This window comes from Paenibacillus ottowii (assembly GCF_006874425.1).
Taxonomy (GTDB): Bacteria; Bacillota; Bacilli; order Paenibacillales; family Paenibacillaceae; genus Paenibacillus; species Paenibacillus ottowii.
In genome coordinates this window covers 532,895-545,771 of the sequence record NZ_VIJZ01000002.1, presented here as the reverse complement: position 1 = coordinate 545,771, position 12,877 = coordinate 532,895, and the positions used below count along the sequence as shown (strand labels likewise).

The window sequence follows — 12,877 nt, the reverse complement described above, 5'->3', positions numbered from 1 at the left end:
TTTGTGAATCTGCTATATAACATTTTGCAGACGGACACGTAGTTATATACTTATACATATGCATAGACAAAAAAAGAACTTCCAATGCCACCGTAATTAGTGGTCAGATGGAAGTTCTTTTTTTTAGCGATAACGGTTGGTTCTACGAGCTTGAAAGCGATTGGGAACTTCATTACGGACAGTTACCCCTGTAGTGCGTTCCTCCACAGCTTGTTTGGTATTCTCACGAGAAATGCTGAGCATGATGCCCATGGAAAACATCATGACAAGCAGGGAGGAGCCACCAAAGCTAATAAACGGAAGCGTTACACCTGTGATTGGAATGGTTTGGGTTACCCCGCCGATATTAATGAAGGCCTGAATGGCGATCAAACCCATGATACCAGTGCCCACCAACGTTCCGAACGGATCATGACAGCGCAGAGCAATGATCATGCCTCGCCAAATGAAATACAAATATAGCATCAGAAAAATAGCTGTTCCGATAAATCCAAACTCTTCACCAATGACAGAAAAGATAAAATCATTAAACGAATTGGGCAGATAATGAAGCTTGATAATGCCTTTCCCAAATCCTGATCCGCTTATGCCGCCCTCGCCAATAGCTTGCAAGGACTGTACCAGATTGTATCCCGTTCCTTGTCTATACTTTTCAGGATTAAGAAAAGCTTGAAAGCGTCCAATTTTATAATCTTGTTTGGCAGCAGTGGCTTGCCCATTTGCGCTGTCGGAATCTCCTCCAAACAATGATCCAATACCAAACACGATGGAAGCACCTAGCACGAGCAGGATGATGGATGCTGTAATGTGCTTGACGCTGGCTCCCCCGGCATAAATAATCAGACCACTGGTGGCTACCAAAATAAAGCAGGAGCCTAAATCCGGTTGAAGCATGATGAGTCCTGCAACAAAGCCTACAATGACCGTTACAGGTATGTAGCCAGTCCGTAAATCTCTAAATCGATCTCCTTTTTTCACAATCAGCGCGGATAAGTAAAGAATAATGGAGATTTTTGCGAGTTCCGTTGGCTGAAAGCCAACACTACCAAATCTGAGCCAACTTCTTGCGCCGTTAAGTGAGCCTGTAAAAAGAACGATGATGAGCAGTAATATGGTTATGAAAAATAAAGGCACAAAGAGCTTTTTATATTTTTCCATTTTAATATTCATAGCTACCAACATAATAAATAGTCCGAGTACAGCAAATGCAGACTGGCGCTTTACAAAATATAAAGAGTCAAAATTGTATTCTTTATTCAGCAGAGCTACGCTGGAACTGGAGCTAAATACCATGATTACACCGAATCCAACCAGCAACAAAGTGAGGATCAGCAATTGGAAATCCGGTGTCCCTCTTCTTCGAGTCTCCGGCTTCGTATTTCTCATATCAGCTTCCCCCGGTATTCGCCGCAAGGTATATTCCTCGCAGACGTTTATCATTTTTATCGTTTATCCATTTTATCATAGTATGTTTGATAGGCTTCTGCAACCATCTGGGGCAACAGATATCACAACAATTCCATATCTGCTACAATAGATAAAAATAAAGATTTGAGAGAAACGGCGCATGTATTATAAAGCTGCATGATTGATCGGGAATTTATCAACGTGTTAAAAAGGAGAGGTGGAGCATAATGACACAGCAGGGGATGGATCAGACTTGGTTCGATCAATTACAAAATAATATGGTGGAGTGGCGTAGACACTTACATAAGAATCCCGAAATTTCTTTTCAGGAAAGCAAAACCGCCGCTTTTGTAGCGGATAAGCTAGAGAGCTGGGGAGTAGAGGTTCGCCGTCAGGTAGGGGGACACGGTGTTGTAGGTACCATTCGTGGTGCCAAACCTGGACCTGTGGTGATGTTGCGTGCTGATATGGACGCTCTTCCGATTCAGGATGAAAAGGAATGTGAATATCGCTCCAGCGTGGATGGGGCTATGCATGCTTGCGGACATGACGGACATACGTCTGTCTTGCTTGGGACAGCATACTATTACAGTCTGAACCGAGAAAAGCTGGAAGGAGAAATCCGGTTTTTGTTCCAACCTGCGGAAGAGTTGCTGCCTGGGGGTGCAGTCCATGTAATCAAAGATAGCGTACTGGAAGGGGTGGATGTTATTTATGGCATTCATTTATGGACACCATTTCCGGTGGGGACCGCTGCAAGTTGTGCAGGACCGTTGATGGCGGCGGCCGATGATTTTTATATTGAAATTACAGGTAAGGGTGGGCATGGCGGTATGCCCCAGTCCACTAATGATAGTGTGGTGGCAGGTTCAGCTCTCGTGATGCAACTGCAAAGTATCGTAAGCCGTTCAGTCGACCCTTTACGGCCTGCTGTGTTGACGGTGGGAACCATCCAAGGGGGCTTTGCGCAAAATGTAATTGCGGAAACTTGTCGCTTGAGTGGAACAGTTCGTACGTTTGATGAGCAGACCCGGACAGTCATGAAGGAGCGACTGCATGAGGTAACTGAGCTCACAGCAGCAACATACGGTACAACAGCACAGATTCGTTATATTATGGGATACCCACCGGTTGTAAATGATGTCCAGGAAGCTTCTCGCTTTTTTAAAGAAGCAAAGTCTGTGTTCGGCGAGGGGAATGTCCAGGAAGCATCAAAATTGATGCCTGCCGAGGATTTTGCGTATTATTTGGAACGTGTACCAGGTTGTTTTATGTTCGTGGGGGCAGGTAATCCTGCTAAAGGTGCAATTTATCCCCATCACCATCCAAAATTTGATTTTGATGAGGATGCCATGATCAACGCAGTTCGCCTGTTTATTGCCATGTCTACGGGGTATGCTGCTGGGCGAAAAGAAAGGGTAACTAACGGCTAATACGAGCTAAATTGGAAACGGTCCAATTTGGAGTATGAGCTGAATGAAATGGGGTACCCTACTCTTGAAAAGGAGGGATACCCATGAAAAAGGTTCAGGAAGTTATGACTAAAAAATGTGTGACAGTTACCCCGCAGGACAATATTTACGAAGTAGCGGTCAAAATGAAAGACAATGATACCGGCTTTATCCCAGTTGTGGAAAGCGAAGGCAGTGACAAGTTGATCGGTGTGGTAACAGACCGTGACCTTGTAATTCGCGGCTATGCGGCTAAAAACTCTGGTTCTGGTTCGGTGGATACGGTAATGACAACAGGTATTCGTACAGCCAGTGCTGACATGTCAGTGGACCAAGCAGCTGAACTGATGGCAGAGCAGCAAATTCGTCGCTTGCCTGTGACGGAAGGAGATCGCCTGATCGGGATTGTTTCGATCGGGGATTTGGCTGTTCGTAATATTTTTGCAGACAATGCTGGAGAGGCGCTTAGCCAAATTTCTGAGCAGGTTCACTAGAAAAGTAATAAGGTAGGCATCAGTTTGGGATGGTCTTTATTCCGAGCTTTTGAACAGGAGTTCAACCCAAGTATGGGTTGGACTCCTTGCTATTCCGGTTGATCTGCGAATAAACGGATAAGCTATTTAGTATAGAACTTTGAGTGTCAGGAGGTAGTCATGAATCCAGATCTTCCTTGTATTGTACAACGTGATTTTACTGTTTTGCTGGAAATGGGTCTCCCTAATTCCGATTGGGCTCGCTCACAGTTGCAGATTTATGCAGAGCTAGTAAAAAGCCCATCCTCTTTTCATACATATCACATCACTCCGTTGTCGCTTTGGAACGCAGCCGCGCTCGGGTGGAGTGCTGAAGACATTCAAAATAGTTTGCATTCTATCTCCCGTTGGGATATTCCGCGTGATTTGTTGAAGGATATTGAACAGCTTGTTTCTAGGTATGGGACATTGACGCTGTCACGCGCGAGTGAAAAAGAAGAACAAAATTACGGCACACATACGATTTACACGTACCGTGATGAGCATAAGTCAAACCGAAGTACAAAGACGGGAAAAGCCACCGACACTTACACCATAGGTGATCACTTGATCTTGGCAGCAGAGAATCCAACCTTACTGGATGAGCTATTAAACAAGAAAGAGCTAGAACAGCTTGGTTTGCTTCGCATCAATGAGACAAGCGCCTCCGTACCCTCCGAAAATCGCGGCTTGCTCAAGCAGGAATTAACTCGCTTGGGATATCCCGTTGTAGATACGGCGGGTTATCTTGAGGGGAATCTGCTTCGTTTTACCTTGGGTAAGGGACAAACGGAGTTGCAGCTTCGTGATTATCAGGTAAAAGCCGCTGATGCATTTGAAGGCGCAGACGGCTTAGGGGGTAGTGGTGTATTGGTGCTCCCATGCGGAGCCGGAAAAACAGTGATCGGTATGGCTGTAATGAATCGTTTTCAGTGTGAGGTGCTTATTTTAACCTCCAATACTATTTCCGTGCGGCAATGGATCGAAGAATTGAAGCAAAAGACGAATATTCCTGCAGATTCAATCGGGGAATACAGTGGTCAGAAAAAGGAGGTGCGACCGATTACGGTGGCAACCTACCAGATTTTGACACATCGTCGCACCAAAGACGGACAGTTTGAACATATGAAGCTGCTGAGTGAGCGGAAGTGGGGACTCATTATTTATGATGAGGTCCATTTGCTGCCTGCACCAGTATTTCGGGCGACAGCTGACATTCAGGCTACCCGCCGTTTGGGACTAACAGCTACGCTGGTTCGAGAGGACGGGTGTGAGCGGGATGTGTTCTCTTTAATTGGACCTAAACGGTACGATATGCCGTGGAAGGAACTGGAGCGACAGGGGTGGATCGCTCAGGTCGAGTGTGTAGAGATGCGTTTGCCCATGACCACTGAACTTCTAGAGCGAAGTATGCGCGCTGAAGGCAGACAGCAATACCGAATTGCAGCCGAAAATCCGGCTAAGTTGGAGGCTGTACGCAGTCTGCTGCAGCAACACAAGGGAATACCAACGCTAATTATAGGTCAATATTTAGACCAGTTACGTATATTGGCTCAGGAACTGGACGTCCCACTGATCACTGGTTCCATGACTCAAAGCGAACGGGTACGTTGGTTTGATGCGTTTCGCAAGGGTAATATTCAAACCTTATTAGTCTCCAAGGTAGCAAACTTTGCAGTCGATTTGCCGGATGCAGCAGTAGCGATAGAGGTATCGGGCAGCTTTGGCTCCCGTCAGGAAGAGGCGCAGCGACTTGGCCGCATTTTACGACCAAAGGCAGGCGAGAATAAAGCTTATTTTTATGCATTAGTGACGGAGAACAGCAAAGAGACGGATTTTGCAGCACGTCGTCAGCTGTTTCTAATTGAACAGGGCTATGAATATGCGATTCGCAGGTTTGATGGGATGATGGCTGGCAGAAGCCAGAAGGATGAGATAGAAGATGGCGGAAAGAAAAAGGAGGCCTAATCAAGGATGGACATAACGAGTACGCAAGGCAACTGGAATGAGCTTTTAGCGGATGAGCTGCTGGTGCTTAGACGATGCTTTGTCCGGTATGCGGCACAGCCTATAAAGGAAGAGGAGCCTATGCAGCTTACCCGAGGTACCTTGAGTGGAGTCGAAACAAGACTGGCACTGCATGGGCTTCGCACTCGGGGGTGGCTGGAGGCAGTCACCAAATCGTGGGGTGAACGGATTTTATATATTCCTGTTGATCGGCTACCTGCTCTGTACGATATGTTGTTACAGCAAACTCCGATCAACAAGATACATACGGATCATCCATTAACGGTACATGAAGCAATGACAGGATTGGAGTCAGAGTTGCTGCATGTGTTGTCACATATTGCTATACAGGGAGTTCCTTTGACGGCCAAAGGAACCATACATAAGCGGTCATTGCAAAAATTAAGTGAACTGACACCCTTTCGCTCGGAGGATCTAGAGGGACTTGGGTTGCATTATGCGCATGCCGAGCTATATCCCGTACAAACGGTGGTCATGATCGATTTACTGCTCAGTTTGGGACTATTAGTAAAAGAAACGGGATCTCTTCGCATTCAGGAAGCGGAACTGGCGACATGGATTCGGTTGTCTGCTGGACAAATGCGCAAGCATATTTTTGCCACCTTGATGGAAAGGTACGGCAAGGCTGAAGCGTCCATGCAGCATTTCCGCTATATGCTGTGTGCCGTCTCGCAGTATGGAGGAACAGATGGATGGATATCTATTCAATGTTTGCTGCAATGGATGCACCAGGTAGGTTTAATCTCGCTGGATAGTTCAAGTGGAAAAGATTTTATGAACAGTACCCTTATAGACATTGTTCCTGTAATCACAAATCTCGAAGGGCTTGCGGATGAAAGGAGATTTGATGTTAATTTCAGTGAACCTTTTATGAGGGAGATCAAAGGTTGGTTGATGGCTCTGGCTGCTTTTGGAATGGGGGATTGGGGTCAGACCGCATCAGGCGAACTGTGTTATCGTTGGAATGTACCGGTGGCAGATCTGCATCAACTCCATAATGAGGAGGAAACATGCCAAGAGCAAGGTGCCTTTTATGTGCAGCCTGATTTCGAAATATTAGTTCCGCCAGATGTCGCATATGATGTGCGCTGGCGATTGGAGTGCTGCTGTGAACAAGTGACAGGAGATCGGATGGTAGTATATCGAATCACCAGAGAGAGTATTACAAAGGCAATCGAGCTCGGCATGGATGCCAAAACGATTCCTGCTCTTTTGGACAAGTACAGCCGGACAGGTGTGCCCGAACATGTACGGCTGGCGGTAGAGCAGTGGGCAGGCGATGTCGGACGAACGGCCTTTGCCACGGTAACACTTTTGCGATGCGGTACTCGGGACGATGCGGACATGGTTGCACGACATCCTGCACTTGAAGGATTACTGGAGCGACTCGGTGATAAAGACTTTATTATTCCGGTACGCTCTGCTAACAAAATACGAAAAGCGCTCGCTGCAATAGGATTAAGTCCGCGGCTTGAGCCGGAAAGTGTGGATGAGCCAGCTCATCATTATCCACTCTTGACGGAGACGGAGAACCTAGATGCAGGGCACTTCCTTTTTTCGCAAGAGGGAAGAGCTGGTCTGGTTTATACAGGGCGCACGTTGCATTTTTATGAACAAGAGCACACGCTGCCTGATCCGTCTGACTATTTTCCAGAAAAATCTACAGTGCCGTCTTCATGGATAAAAGAATGGAGGAGTTACCATGCTTCCACTTCCAGGCAGTTGATTGAGCAAGCGATCCGTTGGCAGGCGGCGGTGGGACTGCGAATGGATGGAAAAGAGGTTAAATGGATACCGGAATCGGTGCTTTCCGGCGATCCCTGGAGTGTCACAGGCTGGTATGCCTCAGGAATGGCTGAGGAAACACCTTCCCGTGTGATCTTGCGGCCAAGTGATTGGTCTGATATGAGGCTGTTGGTTCCTTTTACATCGTAGTGTCAGGAAGTGCATGAAACTCCTTCTTCTCAATAGAAGGATGTGGTATGATAAATGAGTCTACTTATATTGGGTAGAACTTTATATAAAGCGAGATGACATTCATGAGCGTAGCCGAGTTAAACACGGTCAATATGGCAGAAGTGCTTATTAACGCCTATGAATTGGGCGATATGGTCAACCGGTCCTTCGAGGTATCGGATTATTTATATTGGAAGCAGCGTGTGGAAGCGGACCCGTCTATTCAGGCGTGTGTACGCAAGCTGGAGGCCAAAAAGGAGCTTTTCGCTGAAACGGAGCGTTTTGGACATTTTCATCCAAACTACCATGAAGCGAAGGACGCAGTGCAGGCGGTTGAACTGGAACTGGAACAATTTGAGGCGGTTAGGGAGTTCAAGCGGGCTGAAAAAGCGCTGGATGATATGCTTCATGCCATGTCTGAAACGATTGCATATTCTGTGTCCGAGACCATTAAGGTGCCGAGCAACGATCCGAATGTGAAAAAGGGCGGATGCGGCAGCGGAGGGAAATGCTCCTGCGGATAGGCCATAGGAATGATACGGAGGGGAGATGAAGCGAATGTTTGCCGAGCGGACAGGGTACATCATTTGGGTAAGCGATATCAAGGCTGCCCGCAATCTGGAGAAATACGGAAATGTCCACTATATTTCAAAGCGTATGCAATATGTAGTTATATATATGAATGCGGATCGGGCAGAGGACACCGTTAAAAATATTCGCAGACTTTCCTATGTACGTAAGGTTGAGCGCTCTTTCCGAAACGAAATTAGGACGGAGTACAACGACGATAAGGAAAAGATGAAAGAATATGAAATATAAGCTTTAATTGCCTATACATTGTAATTTTCTCAAAAAGGGTCAGCCTGCGGGCTGGCTTTTTTTGTGAAGCCAGGACTTTCGCATACTGATCTTAATGCTGTTAGACCTAAAAAATCTTTAAAAAACACCCATATACTTCAATTTTGTAACTTGTAGTCCCGGGTCTGTTGAGGTAACATATGAATATATTGGTAGATATAAAGACCTATCTGGTGGGGAGAGTGATCCCGTGCGTGACAAGGCAATGCAGCGATGGAGTACATACGAACCGTTCTACGTGGAGATGGGCGATAAGAAAGTCGCCGATATCGTGATTACCAATCATGCGAAAACACGTTATTTAGATCGGGTAGAGCAGAAACAGTCCGAGACGAATCATATCGCCGCCTGGCTTTGGGAGTGCCTAAAGCAAAACAGGATGGAGTCCTATTATCATAATGAAGAGGATGTATATTTAATTGATGGTGATCTGGTCGTTGTCGCCGAATTTGGTGAATTGCCAGGTGAGATGGACATAGCAGGAAATCCGCTTCATAAGATGATTATCATTACCTTTTTGGGTCGGATGTCGGAGACGATCGAATTAAGGGACTTGAAGTCCTACTATTCGTGGCTACGCCATTCGCGACGCATGACACTGATGAAAAGTACTCGCAAGCAAAAATAAACGGTGATTTAGCGAGCGGTTCCATTAGAAAGCCTGCTCATTGACACCGTCGAACTTGAGTAGAAGTATGCAGTTATCAGCTGCATGCTTTTTTGTTTTGCAAAACATATAACTCCCCAATTCGGTAAGTTTACTCGGAAATTGTTCGCCAGACGTTTTTCTTATGTTAAGATAGGGAGATCAGAGGGGAGAGGGCTGTCGTATGAACTTTCATCAGCTGCACATTTTTTATACCGTAGCGGAGCGCGGAAGCTTCTCGGCGGCGGCGCAAGCGCTGCACATGACGCAACCGGCGGTGACGATGCAAATTCAGTCTTTGGAAGATTATTTTGGCACGAAGCTACTGCACCGATCGACTAAAAAAATTGAGCTTTCGGAGGCAGGAGCGACATTACTGCCTTTTGCGAAAAGAAGTATGGAACTGATCAGGGAAGCTGACGAAGCGATGTCTGCTTTTACTCACATGCTGGAGGGAAGATTGCATATAGGCGCCAGCCTAACGATTGGTGAGTATATCGTGCCAAGGATGCTGGGACCGTTTGGTCAAGAGTACCCTCACATACGCATGGCCATGAATGTAATGAATACGACTCAAATTATGGATGATATACTAAAGCATCAATTGAATTTAGGGCTGATTGAGGCCCCAGTTCAACACCCGGATATTGTGGTGGAAACTGTGATGCAGGACGAACTGAAGCTGATAGTTCCTTCGGGACATGTGCTGGCTAAGGCTAAAAAAGTAGTGCTAGAAGATGTATTCAAGCATCCTTTTGTAGCCAGAGAAAAGGGTTCTGGTACACGACAAGTCATAGAAGACGGGCTGAAAAGTCGTGGTGCAGATGCTTCTCGACTGGATATCGTAATGGAGATGGGCAGCACTGGAGCAGTCAAATCAGCGGTAGAAGCAGGGCTGGGGATTACGATGCTGTCACCTTCTTCCGTCAAACATGAGGTTGCACTTGGATTGCTGAAAATTGTAAACCTATCAGATATTACCTTCAAACGAGAATTTTATGCAATTCATCTGAAATCAGCGTTGTTGCCGATTCCGGTAGTTACTTTTCTGTCTTACTTGCGTCGTCATGACCAGGAAATGGACGTATTTGCGGAATCACAGGACAAGCTTGTGGAGATGAAAGAGGAGGAGAATTTGTGAAATGAAGGAACAGATGAATTCACAACGGTATGATCTGCATACACATACTCAAGCATCTGATGGTATGCAATCACCTGCGGATAATGTACGCTGGGCAAAGGAAAAGGGCCTGGCCGGTGTGGCTATCACAGATCATGATACGGTGGCCGGTCTGGAGGAAGCTTTGGAGGAGGGAAAACGCATAGGCATGACTGTGGTGCCGGGTGTGGAAATCAGCACACGTGCTGGCGGCAAAGATATTCATATATTAGGTTATTTTATGGATTACCGAAATAAAGTATTTTTGGAGCGGTTGGAAAAACTGAGACAGGCGCGGGATACTCGTAATGATTTGATTCTGAGCCGCTTGCGTAGCTTGGGCGTGGAAATCACGCTCGATGAGGTGTTGGCTACGATGGGCAGACCGCTGGCGCCGGATGAAAGCATTGGACGTCCGCATATGGCCGATACGCTGGTTCAAAAGGGTTACGCGAAGGATATGCGGGATGCATTTGACCGTTACTTGGCAGAAGGTACCCCCGGATATGTGTCTGTACCTCGTGTAGAGCCTGCAGAGGCTATAAGCTGGATTCGTGAAGCAGGAGGGGTGCCTGTAGTGGCCCACCCCGGCTTGTATGGAAATGATGAACTGGTGCGTTCCATAATAGAGGCAGCGAAGCCTGTAGGGTTGGAGGTACGACATTCGGATCATGATGCTGAGGTCGAGAGCCGATATACTGCCATGGCAGCGCATTACGGACTTATCGCAACGGGCGGATCGGATTTTCACGGTGCACGTCAAGGTGTGATTTTCCACGGTGATCTGGGTAGCCGCAGTGTGGATGGTCAGGTTGTTGAGGAATTGAGAAAGGCTGCTGTTGCACAAAAGTAATTGAGAAAAGCCCCTTGCCTACCGCATGGAACACAAGAAGTGTACGTGCAACGGGCAAAGGGCTTTTTTTGTGGATTTTATATGTGGGTGGAAGCTAGCCGTTTTTGATACGATTCGGCAGCTTTTTGACCAGTTCCTCATCAGGTGTGATAAAGAGCGTACGCTGATGATCGTAGATGACAAAGCCGGGCTTCGCGCCGCTGGGCTTGCGTACATGTCGAATCAAGGTGGCGTCTACAGGTACGCTGCTGGACTGCTTGGCTTGACTAAAATAGGCAGCCAGTTGAGCTGCTTCCTCCAACGTCGCATCTCCGAATTTCTCGGCACGAATAACGACGTGTGACCCTGGAATATCTTTGGTATGCAGCCACGTGTCGTTAGATCCGGCCAGTCGGTTGGTCACATATTCATTCTGTAAATTGTTTTTGCCGACCAGCAGTTCGATGCCTTCGGATGATGTATATATGTGCAAGGTCGGACGGTCATTTTTCTTCTTTTTCTTTCCTTTTTTTACTCGATCTCTGAGGTAACCTTGCTGAACCAGCTCGTCACGAATCTCTTCAATATCGTTGATAGAGGCATGGGCTAGCTGCTGAAGAAGATTGTCCATATAGCGAATTTCTTCGTGCGTCTTCTCTAATTGTTCGTCAATAACAGCCAGACTGTTTTTATATTTGTTGTACTTTTTAAAATAACGCTGTGCGTTATCTGAAGGGGGGAGTAGCGGGTCCAATGGAATGGTGATCGCACGCTGTTCCTCGTCATAAAAGTTAGTGAGTGTTACTTCCTTGTCCCCCTTTTTTACCTCATGCAGTGAAGCAAACAACAGCTCTCCGTAAATCCGAAATTGATCGGCATCTTCCGCTTCGGCCAAATCCTGATGAAGATGGTCGAGTTTTTTTACGTTTTTACTCCGCTCATTTTGCAGAAACCGCAGCAGATCGCTAACCTTTTGCTTAACTGTGTCCCGTTCTGCCTTTTCACCGAAAAAGTCCTCCATACACTCGCTGATGGTCGTGTATTCCTTACGCTCTCCTTGGATCAACGTCAGTGGAATGGCTGAAAATATTACTTTATCTTGTGCATTTAGTCCAGATACTGGCTGAAAACGATGATTCCGCACGTCATCCATCATGTCACTGAATGTATTCCACAGTCGACGATCCTTGTCACCAGATGTTTCATCATTAGCCGCTCGGATCAGTATCTCTTCAGCAATAAGCGGACTAAGTCCGGTAAACGTGTTCACGAGCCAACGTTTGAGAGCTTCCTCGGTCTCAAGGGCTGCTTGATACGAGGAGATGAAGGCTGCTTCTTCGACTTCTAGCGGATTCAGCTTATTTTGTACGGGAGGCTCCGTGTATTGAAAGCCCGGCATAACGACCCGATAGCTGCTGATAGAGGGGGTAACATGATGAATGCCATCCAGCATCATACCTGTTTCCGGGTCAAGCAAAATAATGTTGCTATGTCTACCCATCACTTCAATAATAATCCGCTTTAATGAAATATCCCCCAGCTCATCACGCTGACGTATATCCATATGAATAATGCGCTCCATGCCCACCTGTGTGATGTTCTCAATAATGCCTCCTTCACAATGTTTACGAAGAAGCATACAAAACATGGGTGCTTCTGTCGGATTGAGAAAGCTCTGCTCTGTAAAATGTACACGCGGGAATGTCGGATTAGCCGACAGCAATAGCTTTACACTCCCGCCTTGTGCCCGCAGGTTCAGCACGATATCGCGCTCGTTTGGCTGATGTATTTTATTAATGCGCCCGCCCCGGATCGCTTGCAGTTCGTGTACGATAGCGCGGGTTACGATTCCGTCCAATGCCATAATGTATGTTCTCCTTTGAAGCAAATGTATTTTCGCCTTCCTTCTATGATACATAACTTTGGGACAAAACTTAAGCGGCTTTGTGATATTTCAAGTCCTGTCCGAATAGATTGAATCAAGAAAGTCTGTCCAGCATATCAGCAATCGCGGCAAAAAATATAATA

Annotated in this window: 11 protein-coding genes; 9 read left to right on the top strand and 2 right to left on the bottom strand. The window is 46.5% G+C overall.

The genetic code is table 11. The features are described from left to right. Window positions 1-123: 123 nt before the first annotated feature. Window positions 124-1,386 carry a putative lipid II flippase FtsW gene (gene ftsW / locus FKV70_RS06770; RefSeq protein WP_063213640.1) on the bottom strand — a complete coding sequence of 421 codons (1,263 nt, stop codon included), beginning with the start codon at window positions 1,384-1,386 and terminating at the stop codon, window positions 124-126. A gap of 248 nt (window positions 1,387-1,634) precedes the next feature. Here ftsW and FKV70_RS06765 point away from each other — a divergent pair, with 248 nt between their 5' ends. The 9 genes from FKV70_RS06765 (at window position 1,635) to FKV70_RS06725 (ending at window position 10,870) form a co-directional block, all read left to right on the top strand. Then, window positions 1,635-2,840, top strand: coding sequence for a M20 family metallopeptidase (locus FKV70_RS06765; RefSeq protein WP_142612191.1), 1,206 nt, complete (start codon window positions 1,635-1,637; stop codon window positions 2,838-2,840). Window positions 2,841-2,923: 83 nt separating this feature from the next. Continuing rightward, entirely contained in the window at window positions 2,924-3,352 is a 429-nt protein-coding gene (locus FKV70_RS06760) for a CBS domain-containing protein (protein WP_142612190.1), read from the top strand. A 159-nt stretch (window positions 3,353-3,511) separates the two neighbouring features. After that, on the top strand, window positions 3,512-5,338 hold the full coding sequence (locus tag FKV70_RS06755) for a DNA repair helicase XPB (RefSeq protein WP_142612189.1): 1,827 nt from the start codon (window positions 3,512-3,514) through the stop codon (window positions 5,336-5,338). A gap of 6 nt (window positions 5,339-5,344) precedes the next feature. Next, entirely contained in the window at window positions 5,345-7,333 is a 1,989-nt protein-coding gene (locus FKV70_RS06750) for a helicase-associated domain-containing protein (protein ID WP_142612188.1), read from the top strand. 104 nt (window positions 7,334-7,437) lie between these two features. Next, entirely contained in the window at window positions 7,438-7,878 is a 441-nt protein-coding gene (locus tag FKV70_RS06745) for a YlbF/YmcA family competence regulator (RefSeq protein WP_063213635.1), read from the top strand. Between the two features lie 34 nt (window positions 7,879-7,912). Then, window positions 7,913-8,173: a YlbG family protein gene (locus FKV70_RS06740; protein WP_058710383.1), complete on the top strand. Its 261-nt coding sequence runs from the start codon at window positions 7,913-7,915 to the stop codon at window positions 8,171-8,173. A 229-nt stretch (window positions 8,174-8,402) separates the two neighbouring features. Continuing rightward, window positions 8,403-8,840, top strand: coding sequence for a hypothetical protein (locus FKV70_RS06735; RefSeq protein WP_013371860.1), 438 nt, complete (start codon window positions 8,403-8,405; stop codon window positions 8,838-8,840). Window positions 8,841-9,042: 202 nt separating this feature from the next. Then, on the top strand, window positions 9,043-9,999 hold the full coding sequence (locus tag FKV70_RS06730) for a selenium metabolism-associated LysR family transcriptional regulator (protein ID WP_142612187.1): 957 nt from the start codon (window positions 9,043-9,045) through the stop codon (window positions 9,997-9,999). 1 nt (window position 10,000) lies between these two features. Then, entirely contained in the window at window positions 10,001-10,870 is an 870-nt protein-coding gene (locus tag FKV70_RS06725; RefSeq protein ID WP_142612186.1) for a PHP domain-containing protein, read from the top strand. 94 nt (window positions 10,871-10,964) lie between these two features. On the opposite strand, the gene FKV70_RS06720 is transcribed toward FKV70_RS06725, so the two are convergent. Continuing rightward, window positions 10,965-12,713 (bottom strand): Rqc2 family fibronectin-binding protein, encoded by a 1,749-nt coding sequence (locus tag FKV70_RS06720; RefSeq protein ID WP_142612185.1) that lies wholly within the window; start codon window positions 12,711-12,713, stop codon window positions 10,965-10,967. Window positions 12,714-12,877: the final 164 nt, after the last annotated feature.